Source organism: Micromonospora sp. CNZ286 (assembly GCF_014207755.1).
In genome coordinates, this window is sequence record NZ_JACHIZ010000001.1 from 5,610,140 (window position 1) to 5,632,514 (window position 22,375).

22 protein-coding genes are annotated in these 22,375 nt (G+C 73.7%); 8 read left to right on the forward strand and 14 right to left on the reverse strand.

The annotated features are described in order from the left end of the window. Positions 1-4 precede the first annotated feature (4 nt). Entirely contained in the window at positions 5-865 is an 861-nt protein-coding gene (locus FHX31_RS24780; RefSeq protein WP_091329919.1) for an AraC family transcriptional regulator, read from the forward strand. Here the strand turns inward: FHX31_RS24780 and FHX31_RS24785 are convergent. Next, positions 862-2,061: a phosphotransferase family protein gene (locus FHX31_RS24785; protein ID WP_091329921.1), complete on the reverse strand. Its 1,200-nt coding sequence runs from the start codon at positions 2,059-2,061 to the stop codon at positions 862-864. The genes FHX31_RS24780 and FHX31_RS24785 overlap by 4 nt on opposite strands. Before the next feature lie 108 nt (positions 2,062-2,169). Between FHX31_RS24785 and FHX31_RS24790 the strand changes: the two genes are divergently transcribed. Beyond that, on the forward strand, positions 2,170-2,742 hold the full coding sequence (locus FHX31_RS24790) for a hypothetical protein (protein WP_091329923.1): 573 nt from the start codon (positions 2,170-2,172) through the stop codon (positions 2,740-2,742). A gap of 6 nt (positions 2,743-2,748) precedes the next feature. Here the strand turns inward: FHX31_RS24790 and FHX31_RS24795 are convergent, their stop codons facing one another. After that, positions 2,749-3,903: a hypothetical protein gene (locus tag FHX31_RS24795; RefSeq protein WP_184977290.1), complete on the reverse strand. Its 1,155-nt coding sequence runs from the start codon at positions 3,901-3,903 to the stop codon at positions 2,749-2,751. 266 nt (positions 3,904-4,169) lie between these two features. Between FHX31_RS24795 and FHX31_RS24800 the strand changes: the two genes are divergently transcribed. Both FHX31_RS24800 and FHX31_RS24805 read left to right on the forward strand, forming a co-directional pair. Further along, complete coding sequence (locus tag FHX31_RS24800; protein ID WP_013474160.1) at positions 4,170-5,711, forward strand: gluconokinase; 1,542 nt, start codon at positions 4,170-4,172, stop codon at positions 5,709-5,711. 22 nt (positions 5,712-5,733) lie between these two features. Further along, on the forward strand, positions 5,734-7,245 hold the full coding sequence (locus tag FHX31_RS24805) for a GntT/GntP/DsdX family permease (RefSeq protein ID WP_047893632.1): 1,512 nt from the start codon (positions 5,734-5,736) through the stop codon (positions 7,243-7,245). Between the two features lie 6 nt (positions 7,246-7,251). Here the strand turns inward: FHX31_RS24805 and FHX31_RS24810 are convergent, their stop codons facing one another. The 5 genes from FHX31_RS24810 to FHX31_RS24830 form a co-directional block, all read right to left on the reverse strand. Next, a complete protein-coding gene (locus tag FHX31_RS24810; protein WP_013284267.1) occupies positions 7,252-7,536 on the reverse strand; it encodes a putative quinol monooxygenase in 285 nt (94 codons plus the stop codon). A 27-nt stretch (positions 7,537-7,563) separates the two neighbouring features. Next, positions 7,564-8,322, reverse strand: coding sequence for a MerR family transcriptional regulator (locus tag FHX31_RS24815; protein WP_013474157.1), 759 nt, complete (start codon positions 8,320-8,322; stop codon positions 7,564-7,566). 107 nt (positions 8,323-8,429) lie between these two features. Beyond that, positions 8,430-9,062 carry a hypothetical protein gene (locus FHX31_RS24820; RefSeq protein ID WP_013284265.1) on the reverse strand — a complete coding sequence of 211 codons (633 nt, stop codon included), beginning with the start codon at positions 9,060-9,062 and terminating at the stop codon, positions 8,430-8,432. A 130-nt stretch (positions 9,063-9,192) separates the two neighbouring features. After that, the gene (locus tag FHX31_RS24825) at positions 9,193-11,472 is read right to left on the reverse strand and encodes a putative bifunctional diguanylate cyclase/phosphodiesterase (protein WP_225319768.1); all 2,280 of its coding nucleotides are present in this window, start codon (positions 11,470-11,472) and stop codon (positions 9,193-9,195) included. A 129-nt stretch (positions 11,473-11,601) separates the two neighbouring features. Beyond that, positions 11,602-12,099: an ArsR/SmtB family transcription factor gene (locus tag FHX31_RS24830; RefSeq protein WP_013284263.1), complete on the reverse strand. Its 498-nt coding sequence runs from the start codon at positions 12,097-12,099 to the stop codon at positions 11,602-11,604. A 77-nt stretch (positions 12,100-12,176) separates the two neighbouring features. Here FHX31_RS24830 and FHX31_RS24835 point away from each other — a divergent pair, with 77 nt between their 5' ends. Then, entirely contained in the window at positions 12,177-13,130 is a 954-nt protein-coding gene (locus tag FHX31_RS24835; protein ID WP_184977291.1) for a S41 family peptidase, read from the forward strand. Between the two features lie 10 nt (positions 13,131-13,140). Here FHX31_RS24835 and FHX31_RS24840 read toward each other — a convergent pair whose 3' ends face one another. From FHX31_RS24840 to FHX31_RS24870, 7 genes are all read right to left on the reverse strand, one after another. Continuing rightward, a complete protein-coding gene (locus tag FHX31_RS24840; protein WP_184977292.1) occupies positions 13,141-14,646 on the reverse strand; it encodes a hypothetical protein in 1,506 nt (501 codons plus the stop codon). Beyond that, on the reverse strand, positions 14,643-15,713 hold the full coding sequence (locus FHX31_RS24845) for a hypothetical protein (RefSeq protein WP_123110701.1): 1,071 nt from the start codon (positions 15,711-15,713) through the stop codon (positions 14,643-14,645). Before FHX31_RS24845 ends, FHX31_RS24840 begins: the two co-directional genes overlap by 4 nt. A gap of 462 nt (positions 15,714-16,175) precedes the next feature. Beyond that, positions 16,176-16,409, reverse strand: a complete 234-nt coding sequence (locus FHX31_RS24850; protein WP_013284259.1) for a zinc-ribbon domain-containing protein — start codon at positions 16,407-16,409, stop codon at positions 16,176-16,178. A gap of 78 nt (positions 16,410-16,487) precedes the next feature. Continuing rightward, positions 16,488-17,315 carry an SRPBCC family protein gene (locus FHX31_RS24855; protein WP_013284258.1) on the reverse strand — a complete coding sequence of 276 codons (828 nt, stop codon included), beginning with the start codon at positions 17,313-17,315 and terminating at the stop codon, positions 16,488-16,490. Next, positions 17,308-17,868 carry a winged helix-turn-helix domain-containing protein gene (locus FHX31_RS24860; protein WP_013284257.1) on the reverse strand — a complete coding sequence of 187 codons (561 nt, stop codon included), beginning with the start codon at positions 17,866-17,868 and terminating at the stop codon, positions 17,308-17,310. Before FHX31_RS24860 ends, FHX31_RS24855 begins: the two co-directional genes overlap by 8 nt. 91 nt (positions 17,869-17,959) lie before the next feature. Next, entirely contained in the window at positions 17,960-19,303 is a 1,344-nt protein-coding gene (locus FHX31_RS24865) for a class I SAM-dependent methyltransferase (RefSeq protein ID WP_114919519.1), read from the reverse strand. Next, a complete protein-coding gene (locus FHX31_RS24870; protein ID WP_151014970.1) occupies positions 19,300-20,685 on the reverse strand; it encodes an FAD-binding oxidoreductase in 1,386 nt (461 codons plus the stop codon). Before FHX31_RS24870 ends, FHX31_RS24865 begins: the two co-directional genes overlap by 4 nt. Positions 20,686-20,778: 93 nt before the next feature. Between FHX31_RS24870 and FHX31_RS24875 the strand changes: the two genes are divergently transcribed. From FHX31_RS24875 to FHX31_RS24885, 3 genes are read left to right on the forward strand one after another with little or no spacing between them, the layout of a single operon-like run. Continuing rightward, the gene (locus FHX31_RS24875) at positions 20,779-21,249 is read left to right on the forward strand and encodes an aminoacyl-tRNA deacylase (protein ID WP_030273012.1); all 471 of its coding nucleotides are present in this window, start codon (positions 20,779-20,781) and stop codon (positions 21,247-21,249) included. Positions 21,250-21,289: 40 nt separating this feature from the next. After that, positions 21,290-21,574 (forward strand): DUF427 domain-containing protein, encoded by a 285-nt coding sequence (locus tag FHX31_RS24880; protein WP_013284253.1) that lies wholly within the window; start codon positions 21,290-21,292, stop codon positions 21,572-21,574. Between the two features lie 58 nt (positions 21,575-21,632). Continuing rightward, on the forward strand, positions 21,633-22,355 hold the full coding sequence (locus tag FHX31_RS24885) for an RICIN domain-containing protein (protein ID WP_123110697.1): 723 nt from the start codon (positions 21,633-21,635) through the stop codon (positions 22,353-22,355). Positions 22,356-22,375: the final 20 nt, after the last annotated feature.

Below are 22,375 nucleotides of genomic sequence, written 5' to 3' on the forward strand. Positions count from 1 at the left end.
CCGGGTGCTGGATCGGCTCAACGCCGCGCTGGACCACCTCGAACAGCGGCTCGACCAGCCGCTCGACGTGGCCGCGCTGGCCCGGATCGCGGGCGTGTCGGAGCACCACTTCGGCCGGCTGTTCTCGGCGCTGGCCGGGCTGCCGCTGTCGGAGTACGTGCGCCGACGCCGGATGACGCTTGCGGGCGCCGACGTGCTCGCCGGCCGGGAGTCGCTGCTCGACGTGGCGGTCCGCTGGGGGTACGGCTCGAACGAGGCGTTCGCCCGCGCGTTCCGGGCCGTGCACGGCGTCGGGCCGACGCAGGCCCGGCAGGCCGGTGCGGTGCTGCGGTCCCAGCCCCGGATGTCCTTCCGGCTCGTCGTCGAAGGGAACACCAGCATGGACTACCGGATCGTGACCAAGGACGCCTTCCGGCTCGCCGGGCTGACGGCGCGGGTGCCGCTCGTGCACGAGGGGATGAACCCGCACATCGTGGCGTTCGTCAGGGGCATCGACCCGGCCACCGTCCGCCGCATCGAGGCGCTGTCCGACCAGGAGCCGCCCGGGATCGTCAACGTCAGCGCCGAGCTGGCCGGTTCCCGGGACGAGGGCACCGAGCTGGACTACTGGTACGCGGCGGTCACCGGCGCGGACGTGCCGGACGACCTGCGCAGTCTGCCGGTCGAGGCCGGCGAGTGGGCGGTGTTCTCCAGTTCCGGGGCGTTCCCGGTGGCGGTGCAGCACCTGTGGCGGGCCGTGTTCACGTCGTGGTTCCCGTCCAACCCGTACGAGACCCGCCCGGGGCCGGAGATCTCGCGGGTGCGGGTCGCGGAGGACGGCGGCACCGCCGACGCGGAGCTGTGGATCCCGGTTCGCCGCATCTAGGGTCGCGCCACCGCCGCCGCTCGCGCCAGCGCGGCCGGCACGTCGTGCACGTGGTACGGATGCTCGCCCGGCTCGATGGCGGCGAGGAACATCGCGTACACGGCGGCCAGCCGCAGCGGTGCGACCGGCCGGAGCAGGTCGACGGCCCGGTGCGGGTCGCTGCCGGGCACGTCGGCCCGCCACCGTCGCGCCCACGCGTCGACCAGCCGGGCGGCGGCGTCCGCGTCGACGTCCTCGGTGAGACGCAGGATGTCGAAGGCGGGATGGCCGGCGAACGAGTCCGCCCAGTCGATCACCGTCAGGCGCCGGTCGTCGCCACGCACGTTGCCGGGGTGCAGGTCGCCGTGCACGAGCGTGTCCGGCAGGCCGCAGTCGGCGACCTGCCGGAGCCGCCGGTCGAGCCCGTCGAGCAGGCCGGCTGCGGCCGACACGTCGTGCCCGGCGAGCCGTTCCCGGATCCAGTCCGCCAGCCGCGCCCCGCGCAGGTCCGGCACCCCCGCCGCAACCAGCTCGCCGACGATCCCGCACGCCCGCCGCTGCACCGGGTGATGTCCGGCCGCGACGGCGGCCCGCTCGCCCTCCCCGGCCCCGTACCGGTCCTCCCCCGGCACGTCGTCCAGCAGCATCCGCCCCTCCCCGTCGGCGGCGAGCACCACCGGCACGCCGATCGGGGAGTTCGTGTCACCGGGTAGACCGGCCACCGAGGGGAGCCGGCCGAGGACCTCGGGCTCGTGGCGGGCGAAGGACGGTAGCTGCTTCAGCCACGCCGGGCCCTGGTCGGTGTCCAGGCGCCAGATGGCGGAGAGGTTCCAGGTGCGCTGCTGCGCCACCGCCGTCACCCGGCGGCAGCGCCGGCTCAACTCGCCGGTCGCCCACGCGACGCTGCGAGCCGGACCGCCGGCCTCCGCCCACGGCTGGCGCAGCGGGTGCGGCGCGAGGTCCACGGCCGCCGGTTCCAGGGGTACGGCCGGCGCGTCGACTACCTGCGCCAGGTAGCGGACGTGGCCGCCGGGAGGCGTGGAACGGTCGGCGTCGAGCAGCCGCAGCACCGTCACCTCCAGACCGTGGCGCTGCCGGACGGTGTCGACGATCGAGTGGACCTCCTGCCACCACGGCTCCGGCACGTCGAACGGCGGCAGCGCGCCGAGCGGACGGCCGGTGGCGTCGAGCAGGACCAGCGAGACGGTGCGGGACACGGCCGGACGGTATCCGGGCACCCCTACGGGAGGCGAGCGGATTGATCCGGGTCAGGTTCGGGACCGCTCCCCGATGTCCCGGGCACGGGCGCCCGGAACGCTGAGGCGATGAGCCTCCTCGATTCCCGCACACGTCCCACGCACCAGTGGCTACGCCCGGTCGCCGTGGCGTCTGCGGTGCTGCTGCTCGGCTACGGCCTGCTGCGCCTGCTCGACCGCCTGGACGGGCACAGCGACAAGGGCGCCTGGGCCTGGAACACCGGGCACACGCTGTTCCTGCTCGGCGTCCTCGGCTTCGCCGCGCTGATCGTCGGGCTGCACGGCCTGCTGCGTACCCGGTCGTCGCGACTGCGGACGCTCGACGACGTGGCCGCACCGGCCGGTCTGGTCGGCGCTGCCGCCTTCGTCTGGGTGATCCTCGGCGACCTGTTCCCGCGCTTCGCCGACGCGGTGCCCACGCCCGGCCCTGTGCTGTACGGCGGACCGCTGCTGTTCGAGGTGGGCCTGCTGGTGCTGCTGTACCGGGCGGCGGCGGCACGGCTGCTGCCGGTGTGGGCGCCGGTGCTGGTGCTGGCCGGGTTCCTGGCGATCGCGGTGAACCTGAACCTGCTGCCCGTGGGCGCCGCGCTGGTGCTGGCCGGGCTGCTGCCGCTGCGCGTCACGCCCCGCCCGGTGGCCTGACCTCCGTCACCGCCAGACGGTCCGGCGGAACCCCTTGTGACCGGCGCACACGTCGCGCTGGCCGCCGGTGCGGCTGATCGAGCCGTCGCGGCACTGCACCAGCCAGCCGCGGTCGTACCAGAACCCGGGTACGCACTCGAACCAGTCGCACACCCCGGCAGCCGGCCGGCGGATGCGCTGGCCGTCGCAGAAGTCGTACCCGAAGGGGTTCGCCGGTGCGCCGCAGCGGCGCTCGACCGGCGGCTGCGGCGTGCCGCGCGGCGGTGCGGGACGGACGCGGGACGGCTCGGGGCTCGTGCTGGGCCGGACCTGGACGGCGGGCGCGACGTGCGGCGGCGCGGGCGTGCCGGTGGCCCCCGGGGTCGCGGCGGCGGCGCGCTCCGAGCCGGCCCGGGTGGGCGGGTTGGACTCGATGAGCATCGCCGGCACGATCAGCGCGAGCGCCGCGCCGACCGCCACCGTCCGCCGGCCACCGGGCACCAGCGCGGTGACGCGGGCCTGGGCGGGGGTGAGCACTGCGGGGCGTTCCGGCCGCGCCGCGGTGTGCTCCGCGATCAGCTCGTCCAGCTCGGCCACGACTGCGGCGCGCTGCTCGATCGCGTCGGCGAACGCCAGCGTGAGCGTGAACCGGAAGTCGGCCGCCGCGCCGGTGGGCAGCAGCAACCCGGAGGTACGCCGCCGGTCCAGCACCTGGATCAGGGTGACCGGCGCGCCGGGGTCGTGGGACAGGCCGGTCATCCGGCCGTACGCCCAGTCGCGCCGGCCGCGTCCGCCGAGCAGGACCAGGCGCCGGTTGGTGAGCACGGCGAGCCCGGCGTCGACCACCTTGACGCCCTCGGGGCGGCGGGGGCGCAGCGCGGGCGGGTCGGGGTCGACTGTCAGTTCGGGGGCGGGCAGCACGGCTGTGTGCCGGACCTCGACCAGTTGCGCGGCCGGGAGTGTCCAGAAGACCACCTCGCCGGGAGCCAGCTCCATCGGCAGGCCGACGCCCGCCTGAGCCGAGCCGTGGAAGGACACCGCGAGGGTACGCAGGCGGCGCAGCTCGTCGTCGCGGCGTCGCCACGCCTCGTCGGCGGCGCGGAAGGCCCGCTGACGCCGCTCGTTCTGCCGGTGCGCCCACCGGTACCGCCATGTGGAACCCGTCGAATCAGTCTTCGTCACGCCGACTCCTCCGCCGCGCGAGCCCACCAATCGGGGTGTCATTCATGTCAACTGTGCGGCAGGGGTACGAAGACACGCGAAAGTCGCCAATTAGACCGATCGGCTGATTGACCTACACAATCGGCGGAAACTCCCGCGTCGATTCACGTTCCGTGCCACCGGCTCCCGGCGGTCCCGCTTCGTCATGCGCGCGCGTGGACACGTCGGTAACGTCAGCCGCAACGGCGGGGCGGAGCGCGGCCCCCGGGCGGCGAGGAGGTGCACCGGTGGGCGACCCGGCCGTGGTGGTGGGAGTGGACATCGGCACCACCAGTTCCAAGGCCGTCGCGTTCGACACCACCGGCCGGCAACTGGCCAGCCACTCGATCGGCTACCCCCTGGAGGAGCCGAACCCGGGCTGGGCCGAGCAGGACCCGGACCTCATCCACGAAGCCGTGATCGGCGTGATCCGCGCGGTGGTGAACGAGCTGCGCGTACCGGTTGCGGGCCTGTCGTTCAGCACCGCCATGCACAGCCTGATCGGGCTGGACGCCGACGGCACCCCGCTGACCCCGTCGATCACCTGGGCCGACTCCCGCGCGAGCGCGCAGGCCGAGCGCCTGCGGGCCGCGCCCTCCGGGCTCGCCCTGCACCGGCGCACCGGCACCCCGGTCCACCCGATGGCGCCGCTGCCCAAGCTGGTCTGGTTCGCCGAGCAGGAGCCGAAGCTGCACGAGCGGGTCGCGCACTGGGTCGGCATCAAGGATCTCGTGCTGCGGCGGCTCGCCGACGCGCTCGTCACCGACCACTCGGTGGCGTCCGCCACCGGCCTGATGGACATCCACCGGCTGGCCTGGGACACCGAGGCGCTCCGCCTCGCCGGCATCACCGAGGAGCAGCTCCCCCAGCTCGTACCCACCACCCACGTACTGCCCGGGCTCACCCCCGAGGCGGCCCGCGCCACCGGGCTGCCGGCGGACACGCCGCTCGTGGTGGGCGCCGGCGACGGGCCACTGGCGAACCTCGGGCTCGGCGCGGTACGCCCCGGCGTGGTGGCCTGCTCGATCGGCACCAGCGGCGCGATGCGGGTGATGGTGGAACGCCCCGGCGTGGACCCGCTCGGCGGCGTGTTCTGCTACGCGCTCACCGAGGACCGCTGGGTGGTCGGCGGCGCCATCAACAACGGCGGCATCGTCCTCCAGTGGGCGAACGACGCGCTCGCCCCCGAGCTGGGCGAGCACGCCGAGGAGGAGCTGCTCGACCTGGCCGCCACGGCGCCGGTCGGCTCCGGCGGGCTGATCATGCTGCCGTACCTGCTCAGCGAACGGGCGCCGCACTGGAGCGCGCTGCCCCGCGGCGCGTACGTCGGTCTGACCCACGGCCACGGCCGGGCGCACCTGGTCCGGGCCGCGCTGGAGGGCGTCTGCCAGCAGCTCGCCCTGGTCCTCGCCTCGGTCCGGGCCGCCGGGAACGAGGTACGTGAGGTCCGCGCCAGCGGCGGGTTCGCCCGCAGCGCGCTGTGGCGGCAGATCCTCGCCGACGCGCTCGGCATGCCGGTGCGGTTCCCCGCCGGGCACGAGGGGTCCGGCTTCGGCGCGGCGCTGCTCGGCATGCAGGCGCTCGGCCTGATCGAATCGATCGAGGTCGCCGCCGATCTGGTCCGGATCGAGGAGACGGTCCGCCCGGATCCCGCCTCCGCCGCCACGTACGCCGCACTGCTCCCCCTCTTCTCCGAGCTGTACGACGCCCTCGTACCCACGTTCGCGTCCCTGCGGCGGATGGCGCCGAGCCTTCCGCCGGAACCACCACCCACCGCACCACCCCGCTGACCGACCGAAGGGCGTGATAGCCGTGGTCACACTGCTCGCCGCACCCGCGGAACCGCTCACGAACGCCGGTGACACCCAGCTCGTCCTCGCGGCCCTGCTGGGCATCGCCGCGGTCGTGCTGCTCATCGCGTGGGGCAAGGTGCATCCGTTCCTGGCGCTGATCCTCGGCGCCGCGGTGCTCGGCGTGGTCGCCGCCGTACCCGTCGACAAGATCGTCACGTCGTTCAGCGGCGGCGTCGGCTCCACTGTGGGCGGCGTGGGCCTGCTGATCGCGCTCGGCGCGATGATCGGCGGCCTGCTGGCCGAGTCCGGCGGGGCGGACGGCATCGTGGAGCGGGTGGTCGGCCGGGTCTCCGGGACCGCGCTGCCCTGGGCGATGGCCGGTGTGGCCGCGCTCATCGGCCTGCCGCTGTTCTTCGAGGTCGGCGTGGTGCTGCTGGTGCCGATCGTGCTGCTGGTCTCGCTGCGGGTGAACGTGCCGCTGATGAAGATCGGCATTCCCGCGCTCGCCGGCCTGTCGGTGCTGCACGGCCTGGTGCCGCCGCACCCCGGCCCGCTGGTGGCGATCGACGCGCTCGGCGCCAACCTCGGTCAGACGCTCGCGCTGGGCCTGCTGGTGGCGATCCCCACGGTGATCATCGCCGGCCCGGTCTTCGGCAACTTCATCGCCCGGTACGTGCCGGCCACCGCACCGGCCGAGCTGCTGCCGACCCGGCGCGACGCCGCCGTCGACCGCAGCCCGACCCGGCCCGGTGACGGCCGGCTCGACGCCGACGGCGACCTGGTTACCGCGGACGACCTGGTCAACCCGGGCACCGGACGGCCCGGCGGCGCGATCGACGAGCCGGTCGGGCGGCGATCGCGCCGGGCCCCGGCGCTCTGGGCGGCTGTGGTGACGGTGCTGCTGCCGGTGGTGCTGATGCTGCTGCGGGCGGTCGGCGAGCTGACGCTCGGCGAGGACACCGCCGGCCGCAAGGCGCTGGACATCGTCGGTACCCCGATCATCGCGCTGCTGGCAGGCGTCATCTTCGCCATGATCTTCCTGGGCTACCGGTCCGGCTTCAGCCGTACCCAGGTCTCCGGTTTCCTCGGCGGCTCGCTGCCGCCGATCGCCGGCATCCTGCTGATCGTCGCCGCCGGTGGCGGCTTCAAGCAGGTACTCGTCGACGCCGGCGTGGGCGACCTGGTCGCGAACGCCGCCGACGGTGCGAACCTCTCGCCGCTGCTGCTCGGCTGGCTGGTAGCGGTCGGCATCCGGGTCGCCACCGGCTCGGCCACCGTCGCCACCATCACCGCCGCCGGCATCGTCGCGCCGCTGGCCGCCACGCTCCAGGGCCCCGAGGTGGCGCTGCTGGCGCTGGCCATCGGCTGCGGGTCGCTGTTCTTCTCCCACGTCAACGACGCCGGCTTCTGGCTGGTGAAGGAGTACTTCGGGTTGACAGTCGGGCAGACCATCAAGAGCTGGTCGGTGATGGAGACCATCATCTCGGTGGTCGGCTTCCTCGGCGTCCTGCTTCTCGACGTCTTCATCTAGCGACGGTCACGGAGCCTCGACGCCGGAGATGCGGAACTTGTGCACCTCGGCGCCGAGGATCTCCGTCACCTGCTCGGCCTCCGGGCCGGAGCCCCGGAACGCCAGCAACTGCTCGTCGGACTCCCACCGCTCGTAGACGTTGATCCGGCCCGGCTCGACCAGGTCCGCGCTGACCGCGAAGTCGACGCAGCCGGGCGCTTCCCGGGCCGCGCGGACGGCGGCCTCACAGGACGCCAGGTAGGCGTCCCGCCGGGCCGGATCGACGTAGAGGGTGCCGGCGACGATGAGCATGCCGGCCATCCTGCCACCCGCTCCCGGTCAGGACCGGGTGATCGCGTTGGCGTGGATCGCCTCGTTCAGGTACGCGGCCATCCCGGGCCGCAGCGTCTCGAAGTACGCGGTGAACCGCGGATCCGCCACGTACATGTCGGCCAGGCCGGTGTGGATCTCGTACGAGCAGTCGTACCACCACTTGGTGATGAGCTGCCGGTGCTCCTCGGCCAGCGCCATCGCCTCCGGGCCGTCAGCCGGCGCGCCCGAGTCCATCAGCGCGACGAACCGCCGCCCCCAGTCCTCGTTCTCCGCCTTGTTGCGCAGCCAGTCCTCCTTCGAGTAGCGGCCCGCGCGCTCCTGCGACTGCCGGTACGCCTCGGTGCCGCCCCAGCGCTGCTCCGCCTCCTCGGCGTGCTCGTCCGGGTCGAAGTCACCGAACACCTCGAACCGCTCCTCCGGGGTCAACTGGATCCCCAACGTCCTCGCCTCCATCGCGTGTTCGATCGCCGCGACCATCTCCTGGAGCTTCCCGATCCGCCCGGACAGCAGCTCGTGCTGCCGGCGCAGGTGCGCCACCGGGTCGGCATCCGGATCGTCCAGGATCTCGGCGATCTCCTCCAGCGGGAACCCCAGCTCGCGGTAGTACCGGATGAGCTGCAACCGGTCCAGGTCGGCCTCGTCGTAGCGGCGGTAGCCCGCCGGCGTGCGCCCGCTGGGCCGCAGCAGCCCGATCTCGTCGTAGTGGTGCAGCGTCCGGACCGTCACCCGGGCCGCCCGCGCCACCTGTCCCACCGTGTACGGCATGGTTCCCTCCCTTCCGCGACCAAGCCTCCCGCCTCCCGCTGCGTGAGGGTCAAGCCGGACAGCACGACGCCCCCGACCAGGATCGGCCGGGGGCGTCGTCGGTGCGGTCAGTTGGTGACCTTCTCCTTCTCGGGAGCGGCGAAGGTCGCGTTGGCCGGGGTGCGGAAGGCGTGCACCAGACCGGCGATCGAGAGCAGCAGGAGCAGACCCGCGCCGAGGTACAGGGCCAGGGCGCCCTGCTCGGCCTTGCGGCCGAACTCGCTGAAGCCGTACGAGGTGAGCAGCAGGCCGCGCAGCGTCTCGCCCTTGAACACGGTCTCCCGCTGGGCGCTCACCTCGGCGAGCTGCTTCTGCAGGTCGGCCAGGTTGGCGGCGTTGCTCTGCTCGGCCTGGGCCACCTGCTCGCGCAGCGCGCTCTGCGGCTCGCCCAGGTCGGCGTAGGTCTTGCCACCGGCCATGTTCTTCAGGTGCAGGCCGATGTACTCGTTGGCGTAGCACTCGGCCTGCTTGCCGGTGGTCATCTTCTGGCCGGCGTACTCGCGCAGGCAGTCCGACTTCTTCTCCTCGTCGGACAGCTTGTCCGCCGGGGTGAAGGTGATGTGCTGCGCGCCGAGCTGGTCGCGTACGTAGTCGTTGGCGAAGTTGGCGTTCGTCGTCAGGACGACGCCGACGACGAGCAGCAGGACCGCCAGGCCCAGCCCACCGATGCTGAACAGCAGATCGAGCGTCCGTCGCTTCATATCAAACTCCCGTGTGGAGGGTGTGTTCGTCTTGTTGACGAGAACCATCATGGCGGTGCCGGACCGCCGGTGAGCAGGGTCGAATCCCCTGTCCCGTCCGGGACCTTCGGCCCCCGTGGACCCGGGCCGGTCAGCGCTCGGCGCCGGCCCCGGACAACGCGGGGAGCAGGTCCGGCAGGGCGGCCGGACGGCCGTACCGCCAGCCCTGGCCCTGCCGGCAGCCGATCGCGGTGACCGCCGCGTGCTGCGCGACAGTCTCCACACCCTCGGCCACCACGGCCAGGTCGAACGCGCCGGCCAGCCGGTTCACCATCTCGACCGTGGCGTACGCGCGGGCGTCGCCGGCGTCCAGCCGGGACACGAACGACCTGTCGATCTTCAGCTCGGTGGCCGGGATACGGTGCAGGTAGCTCAGCGAGGAGTACCCGGTGCCGAAGTCGTCGATGGCGATGCGGATGCCGAGGTCGCGCAGCTGGGACAGCCGGTCGAGCACCGACTCGCTGCCCTCGATCAGCGCCGACTCGGTCAGCTCCAGGGTGAGCGCGCGGGGCGGCAGGCCGGCCGCGCCGACCGCGCCGGTGACAGTGGCGATCAGGTCCGGCCGGCACAGGTGGGCGGCGGCGATGTTCACCGCCACAGTCACGTCCGGCGCGTGCTCGCGCCAGGTGGCCGCGGCCCGGCACGCCTCGTGGATGACCCACCTGTCGATGGCCACGATCAGCCCGGTCTCCTCGGCCAGCGGCAGGAACCGCGCCGGGGTCAGCACACCCAGCCGGGGATGCCGCCAGCGCACCAGCGCCTCGGCGCTGCGTACCGTGCCGGTGTCCAGGTCGACGATGGGCTGGAACTCCATCAGCAACTGGCCCTCGTCCACCGCGCGGCGCAGGTCGGCGATCAGTTCGGCCCGGCTGACCGCCGACTCGCGCAGCTCCGGCGTGCACGTGCGGTACGCGGCCTTGCCCGCCGCCTTCGCCGCGTACATGGCGATGTCGGCGTCCCGGAGCAGGTCGGTGTGCGAGGTGTGCTGCGGCCCGTACTCGGCGATGCCGATGCTCGCCGACGGGTGGACGCCGAGATCCTCCTCGCCGGGCAGCGGTTCCAGGGCTGCCAGCAGCCGGACCGCGAGCCCTTCGGGTGACACCGGGCGCTCCCCTGCGACGAGCACTGCGAACTCGTCGCCGCCGAGACGGGCGATCATCCCGTCCGGGCCGACCGCGTCCCGCATGCGCTCCGCGGTGGTGGTCAGCAGCCGGTCCCCGGCGGCGTGCCCGAACCTGTCGTTCACCTGCTTGAAGCCGTCCAGGTCGAGCAGCACCACGGCGACCGGCCCACCCCCGCGCAACGCCCGCCGCAGCCGCCGTACGAACGTCAGCCGGTTGGGCAGGCCGGTGAGCTGGTCGGAGTACGCGAGCCGGCGCAGCCGCCCGACCAGCCGCAGGTTCTCGTTCGCGGCCAGCCCCTGGCGCAGCGCCAGCACCCCGAGCAGGCCCATCATGCCGACGAAGACGACCTGCGGGGTCTGCCCGCTGGGTTGCCGCGACAGCAGGACCGCGACGATCGCACCGCCCACCGGCAGGTACGGCAGCGCGACCCGCCACCACGGCGGCAGCGGCGAGTCGACCACGTCGTCCTCGCCCTCCCCGTCGTTCGGCGGCGGATAGCGGGTGGCCAGGCCGACCAGCAGGTAGCTCAGCGGCCAGCAGACGTCGACCGGGTGCCCCGGCGTGTAGTCGCCGCGCGCGACCAGGGAGACGTAGACGGCGTCCGCGCCGGACCGGATCGCCAGGCCCGCACCGATCACCGTGAGCGCCCGCCACATCGGCCGGCCCGGACCGGCGACCGCCACGAGGATGGTGAGCTGCATCAGGTCGAACATCGGGTAGAGCAGCCCGAACGTCCGCATCGGGTCGGCCAGCTCGGCGTCGGTGATCCGGTGGAACACCACCACCCAGCCGATCGGGATGAGGGCCAGCCCGACGATGACCCCGTCGAGCAGGGTGCGGGCCCGGCCGATCACGCTGCGCGGGCCGGTGCGGGAGCAGAGCAGCGCGGCGGTGCCGGTGACGATGCCGGCGGCGAACAGGCCCCCCACCAGCGGCGTGTGGGGCAGGCCGAGCCCGCCGAGCCGTTCCACCGTCCACACCGCACGGCCGAGCGCGGCGAGGGCCATGGTGGCGGCGAGCAGTTCCCAGAACCGGCGCAACACGGCCGGCTGACGTCGCGCCGCGCCGGCGCAGAGCACTGCCGCCCAGCTCGACACCGCCATCGCGCCGAGGTCGCTCACCAGCGCCGCGCCCGGCAGACGGGCGGCCAGCCAGGCCATCTCCCCGAGTACGACGACAGCGGCCGCGACAAGTCCGACACGGCCGACGAGCGGATGACGGGCCGGCGCCGCGACGGCGAGGCTCACGTCGTGCTGGGATACAACGATGCGCTCCGGCTCTCTTCCAGACGTGCACCCTCGACGACGAGGACCGGACGACGGACGGCGCAAGCCTAGCCAGCGCCGGGGACTGCCGCCAGAGTCGACGACTGTCGGTCAGCGGACCGCAGGCGGGTGCCGGTAGAGGGAGACCAGCACGCCGTAGCGCGGCTGCCCCGGCGGCGCCTCCTCGGCCTCGCCGACCAGTTCGTCCAGCGTGGACCGCAGGCGCCGGGCCTGGGCCGGCGTGAGCCGCAGGTGTCGCAGGTGCACGAGCGGGTCGGGGTCACCGGCGAGTTCCTCGGCGTACGCGCCCAGCAGCGCAGCGGTGGCGCCCGCGTCGGTGTCGGCGCCGACGAGCCGGCGGAACGTGCGTTCGTGGTAGCGCTCGGTGCCGCCCCGGACCTGACGGCTGTGCGCCGGGCGGACCATGCCGGCCTCGGTCAGCACCGCGAGATGGTGGGCCACCGTGCCCTTCGCCGCGCCGAGACGGGCGGCGAGCTGGCTGAGCGTGGCGGGACCGGCTCCGAGCGCGAACAGCAGCCGGTGCCGGAACGGGTGGGCCAGCGCCTTGAACTGGGCCGGGTCGCGGATCTCCAGCGGATCGTCGGTCACCGCGAAAGCGTCTATTTCTCTTGACGCTTTGTCAACCGGCTGCTCTACTTCTCCCCCACCGCGAGAACGGGGACTCGATGGATCCGGACCAGATCACCGCCATCGTCGAACGGGCCGCCGCCCTGGTGGCCGACGAGTACGTCCTGCCCGACGTCGCCGACCGGGTCGCCGGCCACCTGCGCGAGCGCCTGCGCGCCGGGGCGTACGCCGGTGCGGGCGACCCCGCCACGCTCGGCGCGCTCGTCACCGCCGACCTCCAGTCGGCGAACCGCGACCTGCACCTGCGGCTCAAGCACCACGACCAGCCGCTGTCCGACGAGGCCGACGACCCGACCGGGGAACACTTCGCACGCCTCGCCGCGCTCGGCATGGGCGGCGTGACCCGGGTGCAACGGCTGCCGGGAAACGTCGGGCTGCTGGAGATCCAGCCGTACGTGTTCCCGCCCGACCTGGCCGGCGACGCGCTGACCGCCGCGCTGCGGCTGCTCGCCGGCACCGACGCGCTCCTGCTCGACCTGCGCCGCACCGAGGGCGGCAGCCCGGACGGGGTGGCGCTGCTCTGCGGCTGGTTCTTCGCCGAGCCGACGCACCTGCACACCATGCACGAGCGCTCCGGCGCCACCCGCCAGTTCTGGAGCGCCGCCTGGCTGCCGGTCCCCCGCTACGCGCCGGAGAAGCCGGTCCACGTGCTCACCGGTCCGGCGACCTTCTCCGGCGGCGAGGAACTGGCGTACGACCTTCAGCAGTTCGGCCGGGCCACAGTGGTCGGTGAGCCCACCCGGGGCGGCGCGCATCCCCGCGTCGGGCACCGGCTGCACCCGCACCTGGAACTGACGGTGCCGGTGGCCCGGCCCGTGCACGCGGCGAGCGGCACCAACTGGGAGGGCTGCGGCGTCACCCCGGACCTGGCGAGCCCGGCCGACGGGGCGCGCGACGTCGCGTACCGCCGGAGCCTGGAGGCGCTGCTCGCAGCGGACCCGGACCGGCCGACGGCGGACGAGGCGCGGACGGCTCTCGCCGCCCTGGGCTGAGCCGCGCGGGTCAGGACCAGTCCTCCGCCGGGGCCGGGTCCGGCGGCGCGACGGCCGTGCCGGGCGGCCCGCCGTGCGTCCACGGCGTCTCCTCCGGCGCCGGGAACGCGCCGCCCGGCAGGAAGCCGTCGGACAAGCTGGTCAGGCAGATCCGCTCGCCCACCTCGGGCACGCTGCCGGGAGGTGCGGTCAGCCCCCGGCCCATCCCGCCGGACAGTTCCAGCACCACCTCGGTCTTGCCGTCGGCGCCGGGCGTCACGAACACGACCTTCGCCTTCTGCGCCGGGCGGGCCGGGGAGTACAGCGTCGCGCCCACCGGCATCGGCACCGGCTCGGTGGTGACCACCTGGATGCGCGGGCGCAGCACCGGCCGCTTGCCGGAGTCGTCCACCCGCGCCGGGTCGGCGAGCGTCACCTCGCCGACGAACGCCTCACCGGACAGCCGGTGCTCGGCCATCACCAGCGGATCGTCGTAGGCGCGCTGCACCGCCCACGCGGTCGACGCCCGTTCCAGCCGCTGCAACCGCAGCGCCGCCGCCACCGCGCCGTCGCGCCGCGGCTGCGGGCCGCCCCCGGCGTCGACATGCTCGGCGTGCGCGGTGAACGCGTCCCGGTCACCGGCCCACCGGCCCGCCACCCGCGCGCCGGCCGGCAGCGCCCGCAACAGCCCGACGCCGCGCCACATCAGCTCCCAGGTGGGCGCGAGCTGGTCGCGCAGCAGGCCGGCGAGCTCGTCGTACGCGGCCGCGCGGGCCGCCGGGTCGTCCTCGGCCCGGGTGTACGCCTCGATAGCGGGGGCGAGCCGGCGGTTGTCGAAGTCCGGGTCGGTGGCCGGACCGGCCGGCGGGCAGTGTGCCGGATCCTCGGCACGGGCCGCCGCCTCGGCGCCGGTCAGCCCGGCCGGCGGGTCGAGCCAGCCCAGCACCGCCGGCAGGTGCAGATCCTCCACCACGCTCTGCCCGGTCGCCCAGTGCAACGTCAGCGCCTCGGTGAGCGCCAGCAACGCGGACGAGCCGGGCTGCTCGGCACGCTCGGCGAAGAACGTCAGCCAGCGGCCGAGCAGCGGCACCGACTGATGCACCGGATAGTCGCCGTCGGTCCGGCGGAACCGGGTGGAACGGCCGAACAGCCGCAGGAACGTGATCCCGGCCGGGTTCGGCACCAGCAGTTGCGGCGCGTCGACGTACCGGTGGCGGACGTCGCGGCCCCGGTCCACCGGCACCGCCTCGGTCAGGTCGCGGAACTCGTCCAGGTAGGGCAGGACGATCCCGGCCAGCTCGGCGGCGAACGCGAACCGCTGGTCCCGGTTGCGCGGCTGCGGCACCACGAGCAGCCGGGCCTCGTCGGGCGCGGCGCCGACCATCGCTGCCAGCGGGGCGTTCGCCTCACCGGCCAGCGCGAGCGGCACCAGCACCAGCGGCCGGTCGGACAGGTGCAGGTGGCGGACCGTGGCGACCGGCTGGGCCCGCCCGGTGGCGACCGCCTGGGCTCGGGCGAGTGCGCGGAGCGTACTCACGCGGGGTGTCCGGCGAGGGCGTCGGCGCGCAGGCGCGCGGCGGCCCGCAGCAGCGCGGCGGCCTCCGCCTGCTCCGGCTCGGGCGCGGTTACGCCCTCGGCGAGCGCCAGCACGTCGGCGACGTCCTCGACGCCGCCCAGCGCCTCACGGACCGGCCGGCCCAGCGCGCCGGTCTGCCCGCGCGCCTCGTGCCGGCAGAAGTACGCCAGCTCGCAGGCGGCCAGGCAGTCGGGTGCATAGCGAGCGGGCACCTGGTGCAGCGCGGCGGCGAGCGTGGCCGGATCGGCCGCCGGGTCGACCGTGAACCCGGCCGGTACGGCCGCGAGCAGCTCCTCGACCCGGGCCATCCGGGCCAACTGGCGGCGCAGCACCAGCAGTTGCCGGCGCACGTCGAGCAGGCTGGCCACCGGCTGATTGGCGAAGTCGCGCGGGCAGACCAGCACCACCTCGTGCGACACCAGCTCCGGGTCGCGTCCCTCGGCGGCGAGCAGCTCGCGCAGCGCCAGCACGTAGACGGCGGACTGGATCGCGGCGGCGGCGACCTTGCCCGGGTCGGCCTGCCCGTCGATCACCGGGAACGACTTGATCTCCACGACGTGGAACCGGCCGGCCAGCCGCGCGGCGACCAGATCCGGTTCCAGGTGCACCCGGGTGCCGGCCACGTCCAGGCCGAGCAGCGGGTGGTCGAACAGCGCCGGGCCGTCGCCGCTCGCGGTCAGCGCCGCCCGGGACCGTTCCGGCCGGTCGTCGTCGGCGCCGAGGTCGGTCCAGGTCGCGGCCTCCGGCACCGGTACGCCGAGCCGCTCCGCGACCAGGCGCAGCAGTTCCGCCCCGCCGTCGGCCTTGACCTGGGCCTCGAACGCGTTGCCCCGGGTGATCGCGAAACGGGACTGCCCGAACCGGGCCGGGAAGCCGAGCTGCTCGGCGAGCGCCGGCTTGTCCGCGCCCGCGCTGTCCAGCACGGCGCGGCGGGTGCAGCCGGGGTTGCCGGTCAGCGCGGCGACGGTACGGGCGTTGTGCCGCCGGGGCGGCCCACCACCCCGGATCTGCGCCAGCCGCTCCTCCATCCGATGAAGTGTAAGGAAGGGTCCCTTGTTAACGCCTCCGGTAGAGGAAGGGCCCCTTCTTAACACGGCGGTCAGATCTCCCTCAGGCGTCGCCACCACCAGCCGCTGCCCCGCTCCCAGTTATTGACCGGCCAGGGCACCGGCACGGTACGGCGATGGAATTCCCGGTCGAGGGGCTCGACGACGCACAGCAGGTCGGCTCGGGCGGCCGGCGGCCGGTGCAGCACTGAGCGAGCAGCTCGCGATGGTTCTCCGGTTCGATACCGGGGTCGGGCCACGCCGTCAGCGGTCGGCGGAGCGGTTCCAGGGCGAGCGCGGGGACTGCGCTCCCGCCACCGGACGACGCCGGCGGCGGTGCCGGCGCCCGGGCGTGCAGGGTGGACGGGCAGCGGTGTGCACCGGCGGGGCGATCGGTGTGGCAGGCTGCCGGCCGATCAGCCAGCAGAGGAAGCGGGTCACTGGTCAGCCGACCGGGAGGCGCTCGGCCTCGGCGCGGGAGATGTCGTACTGGGCGCCGCAGAACGTGCACTGCTGCCCGTACCGGGTGCGCAGCGGGATCAGCGGGATGAAGAAGAGGCTGAACTTGGTGACCCGGCGGGTGATCACCTGGGCGGCCTGGTTGCCGCAGTTGCGGCAGACAGCGGTGACGACGCCGGACCGGACGACCTTGGTCCGCAGCCCGAAGATGAAGAACATCGCCCGGCATTACCCAGCCAGCGCCCGTGTTAAAAGGGGTCCCCTCCTCTACCGGAGGCGTTAAGAGGGGGCCCTTCCTTACAGCCAGATGGGCTTCCAGTCCGGCACCTCGTGGAAGCGTCGCAGCTCGGCGAACCCGGAGACGATGCCGGTCCAGGCGCCGTACGGCGGGTTGCCCTCGTCGAAGCCGGACTGCACGAACGTCAGCTTCGTCCGGCCCTCGGACTCGTCCAGCTCCCAGGAGGTCACGCCGGTCGGTCCCCAGTCGATGGACAGCGCCCGCCCCGGCGTCACGTCGAACACCTTCGCGGCCTCACCGGCGTCGAAGCCGCCCATCGCGTACCGGCCGCCCTCCCAGGGCTCGATGCCGATCGGGTAGCCGAACCAGGCGCCGGCCTGCTCGGAGTCGGTGAGTGACGTCCACACCTTGTCCATCGGGGCGTCGATCAGCAGTTCGCCGCGCAGGTCGGCGGAGGTGAAGTCGGTACGCGGCAGCAGCGGCCGGCCGTCGAGGTGGTCGTTGAGGTTGGCGATCGCCAGGTACCAGAACGTCTGGAGCACGCCCCGGATGCTGCTGCCGCTCATCGCCTCCTCGAAGCTGAAGTGGCTCTGCCGCAGCGTGAGTACGGTGGCGTCGCCGTCGGGCTCCAGCTCGAACTCGGTGGTGGTCTCCACCCCGTCGAGCGTCCACGCGAAGCGCAGCGTCCGGTCGTCGGCGTGCAGCAGCCGCTGGTGTGGCGCGTCGCCCTCGGGCGTGTAGCGGCCCCAGAACTCGTACCGCCGGGGCAGCTCGACCTCGGCGTGCTCGGCCAGCCAGACGCGCAGCTCGGCGGCGTCGGTCAGGGCGCGGCGGACGGTCGCCACCGGGGCGGCGAGGCGGGCGCGGATGATCATCGGCTCAGTCATGCGTGTCGCCTTTCGGGTAGCAGGCCACGGCGAGCTTGAAGGCGTCTCCCTCGGCGCCGCCGTAGCGCGTGAACAGGTCCTGCAGCGTCGTCTGCAGGTCGTGCAGGAACTCCTGCCGCCGCTCGGCGGGCACCCGGATCTCGCCGGAGACGCCGATGGACGGCAGTTCGGGGGCGGTGCGGTCGAGCGCGGCGATGTCGGCCTGGACCTCCTCCATGAGGTCGAGCAGGTAGCCCAGGCTCAGCTCGTCGCGGGCCCGGCGGGTGCCGCCGATGCGGCCGACCAGGCGGGGCGAGAGCCAGTACGACCGGGCGACGGCCTGGTAGATGCCCTCGGTGATGCCGCGCACCTGCCGCTGCGCCACCTGCTCGGCCAGCCCGGCCGCGACGAGCTGCTTGACGTGGTAGTAGACGCGCTGCGGCGTCTGCTCCAGCCGGGCCGCGACCTCGGTGCAGGTGCGGGGCTCGGCGAGTTGCCGCAGCACCTCGATGCGCTGCGGCTTGAGCAGGACTTCGGCCTGCTCGCGCTGTTCCAGGTACAGGACGTCTCTCATGGCAAAATCAGTTTTTACTTACAAAACTTCTTTGTCAATGGCTTCGACGAAAGGCCGCGCGGTCCGCGCGGCCTTTCGTCGGTACGTCGCGTCAGGGCGTCCAGTCCGGACGCAGCGGGTACCCGTTCACCCCTTCCGGGCCGTTGTGCGTGGCGAGCACGTGGTGCAACTGGATGCCGTTGCGCTCGAACGCCAGCCGGGAGCCGGCCATGTAGAGCCCCCACACCTTCGCGGTGCCCGGCCCGACCTCGCCGACGCAGAAGTCCCAGTGCTCGACCAGGTTGCGGCACCAGCCGGCGAGCGTCAGCGCGTAGTGCTGGCGCAGGTTCTCCTCGTGGTGCACCTCGAACCCGGCGTCGTGGATCTCGCTGATCAGCCGGCCCGGACCGGCAAGCTCACCGTCCGGGAAGACGTACCTGTCGATGAACGCGCCGGAGCGGTGCGGCGCCCGGTTGTCGGCCCGGGTGATGCAGTGGTTCAGCAGCCGCCCGCCGGGCTTGAGCCGGGAGCGCAGCGCGCCGAAGTAGGCCGGGTAGTTGCGCACCCCGATGTGCTCGGTCAGCCCGATCGAGGAGATCGCGTCGAACTGCTCGCGCGGCGCGTCCCGGTAGTCCAGGTGACGCACCTCGGCCAGCTCGCTCAGCCCTTCCCGCTCGATCGCGGCCCGCGCCCAGTCGGCCTGCGCCTTCGACAGCGTCACACCGAGCGCCTTGACGCCGTACTCGCGGGCCGCGTGCCGGACCATGCCGCCCCAGCCGCAGCCGACGTCCAGCAGCCGCATCCCCGGCTTGAGCGCCAGCTTGCCGGCGACCAGGTCGTACTTGTTGCGCTGCGCCTCCTCCAGGGTGTCGCCGGGGCTGCGGAAGACCGCGCAGGTGTACGTCATGGACGGCCCGAGCACCTTCTCGTAGAAGGCGTTCGACACGTCGTAGTGGTGCGAGATCGCAGTGCTGTCCCGGATGCGCGAGTGACGCAGGCCGGTCATCAGCCGCCGCCAGCGCGGCGCCGCCTCCTGCGGCGGGGGCGGCGGCGGGCGCAGCCGTTCCCAGCCCAGGCCCCGGACCAGCGTGAGCGCCTCGCTCATCGCCGGGATCCGCAGCGGCACCTCGTCCTTGATCACCCGCAGCGCCTCGTACGGGTCGCCCGGGTGCACGCCCTCCAGCGCCAGGTCGCCGCTGACGTAGGCCCGGGCCATGCCCAGGTCGCCCGGCGCGGTGAGCAGGTAGGACAGGCCCCGCTCGGTGCGGATCGCCAGGGTGATCCCGGCGTCGGCCGGGCCCACCTCGCTGCCGTCGTAGCCGGTGACCCGGACGGGCAGGTCGCCGGTGGTGACCGCGCGGACCACGTCCGCGACTGTGGGTCCGGTACGCCGCCCGCCCGCCGGCGGGCCGGCCGGGGCGCTCGCCGCCCCCGGTGTTCGGTCGGTCAGACTCATGCTCGGGATACCGCCTTCTCGTACAGTCCGGTGAGTCGGTGGTCCGGGTCGTAGCGGTCCTTCACGGCACGCCAGGTGTCCCCGCCGTAGAGGCGGTCGAACTCCCCCCGGTCGTAGTACGCGTCGGAGTAGAGCGACTTGTGACCGCCCACCTCCGACACCATGCGCTCGATCTGGCGGTTGACGTCGCCGTCGGCGGCGCCCGCCGCGATGGCGACGCTTCCCCAGAAGCCGATGTTCACATACGTTTCGCCCGGTCGGAGCGGATATAGCGGCCACGCCTTCGCCGACCCGGGACCGGACGGTTCCCGCAGCCGCAGCGGGCACAGCCACACCGGCGTCATCCCCACGTTCGCGGCGAACCAGCGCAGGAACTCGGGCGTGCGGTCCAGCGGGACCTCCACGTCCTGCACCACCCGCTCCCGGGCCGGGCGACCCCGCCACCTGTCGACCCGGGCGGCCACCTGGTGCCGGTGCTCCAGCCGCACGATCCGGTGGTAGACGTCGCTGCGCCGGTAGCGCCGCGGCCACAGCCGCCGCACCACCGGGTGCTGCACCCCGAACGCCGCCGAACACCAGAACCAGTCGGTGTCCCAGCGCCAGAGATAGTCGTACGCGATGAGCGTGTCCCGGGTACGCCGGCGCAGCGAGCGGTAGTAGATCTCCTGGCCGGTGTAGTCGGACGGGCCGTCGTCGGCCTCGTCGGTGAACGTGCCGAGCACGAGGTACGCCTCGCCGGGGCTGAACACCACCCCGTCCATGGCGTCGACCGGCTCACCGCCCCAGGCGCCCTTGGCGACCACCTCGCCGATCGCGTCGACCAGCTCCTCCAGCCGGGTGAACCGGATGTTGCGCAGTGACACGTACCGGCGGACCGGTTGCAGCTCGATGCGCAGCCGGGTCGCGTAGCCGAGGCTGCCCAGCGAGTTGGGGAAGGCGCGGTGCAGGTCGGCGTGCTCGCCCCGGGGCCGGGTCGTGACGATCTCCCCCGCGCCGGTGAGGACGTCCATCTCCAGCACCGACTCGTGCGGCAGGCCGTTGCGGAAGGAGGTGGACTCGATGCCCAGCCCGGTCACCGCCCCGCCCAGCGTGATGGTGCGCAACTGCGGCACGACAAGCGGCATCAGGCCGTGCGGCAGCGTCGCGTCGACCAGATCCTCGTAGGTGCACATGCCCTGCACGTCGGCGGTGCGGGCCGCCGGGTCCACGGCGAGCACCCCGGTCAGGCCGCTCACGTCCAGGCCGGGCGTACGCGGCGCGGAGCGGGGCCGGAACAGGTTCGAGGTCTGCTTGGCCAGCCGTACGGGTTCCCCGGCGGGCACCGCGGCGTAGGAGCGCCGCAGCGTGTCCACCGCCCGTTCATGATCACGGACAGCGTGCATGAGATCACCTTACGCTCGGGTACGACAATTCGTGGGATGTCCACGGTGGCCATTCCGCGACCGGCCGACGACGCGCGCGTTACCGTGACCGCCATGCCGAATCCCGCGCTCACCGCACTCGACGACGCCGGCCTGCCGTACCGGGTGATCCGCCACGGCCCGGTCGCGAGCCTCGCCGAGGCGGCTGCGGCGCGCGGCGTCGAGGTGCCCGATGTGGTCAAGACGATCGTGGTCCGCCGCGGCGAGGGCGACCTGCTGTTCGTGCTGACGCCCGGCGGCCGGGTGATCTCCTGGCCGAAGCTGCGCGCCCTGCTCGGGGTGAGCCGGCTGTCGATGCCCGACGCCGAGGCGGCGAAGGCCGCCACCGGGTACGCGCGCGGCACCATCACGCCGTTCGGCGCCACCACCGCCTGGCCGGTGGTCGCCGACGAGCGGCTACGCGGCCGGGAGATCACGCTCGGCGCGGGCGAGCACGGCCTCGCCGTCGCGGTCGACGCGGACACCGCGCTGGCCGCGCTCGACGCGACGGTGGCCGACGTGACGGACGAGGAGCCGACGCGCTGAGCGGTGGCCGGCACGCGCCCACCGGCATAGCGTGGAGGACATGCCGAAAGCCGTCTGGAACGACCTCGTCGTCGCCGAGAGCGACGACACAGTGGTGGTCGAGGGCAACCACTACTTCCCCCGTGCCGCGCTGCGCGACGACCTGATCCGGGAGTCCGACACCCACACGGTCTGCCCGTGGAAGGGCACGGCCTCCTACTACACGCTCGAACACGGCGGCGCCACCAGCCCGGACGCCGTCTGGTACTACCCCGATCCCAAGCCGGACGCGGAGATGGTCCGCGACCGGGTGGCGTTCTGGAAGGACGTCCGGGTCGTCGACTGAGTCACCGTGCCGCCGGGGCGACTGGCACCCGGCGGCCCCGGTGGGTCACTATGCCCCCATGGCCGACCCGCACTCCGACCCGTCCGGCACCGTCTACGGCGCCCGCCGCGCCCGTGGCGCCCGTGGTGTCCGGCTGCCCCAGGACCCGCTGATGCGGATCGCGCTGGGCGTCGGCGTGGCGGGCGTACTCCTCGGGGTCTTCTTCGCCACCGGCGTGCTCGGCGGCGGCGACGACCGGCCGGTGGTGCCGGCGGCGGCAGTGCCCACAGCGGAGCCGAGCGAGCCGAGCGCGGAACCGACGGCGGAGCCCACGCCGTCGTCGTCGCCCTCGCCGAGCGCGGCGCCGAGCACACCCGCCGCGCCTGTGGCCACGCCGAAGGTGATCCGGGGCGTGCCGTCCGGACGCTGCCTCGGCGTGACGGGCGACGAGGCCGAGGGCGCGCAGGCGGCGCTGGCCGACTGCACCGGCGGGCCGGAGCAGCAGTGGGTGGTCACGCCGGTCACGAACGACACCTACCTGCTCGTCAACGCGGCGAGCGGCAAGTGCCTGGACGTCAACGAGGCGAAGACCGACGACGGCGTCGACGTGCAGCAGTGGTCGTGCAACGGGCAGGCCAACCAGCAGTGGCGGTTCCAGCAGGCCGGTGACGGTGCGGCGCTGCTTGTGGCAGTGCACAGCGGCAAGTGCGCGCAGGTCGACGACGCGGGCACCGAGTCCGGCCGCGAGCTGGAGCAGGCGCCGTGCAGCGGCGCTCCCGAGCAGCAGTGGGCGGCCGGCTGACCGGTCGGCCCCGGTGGCGC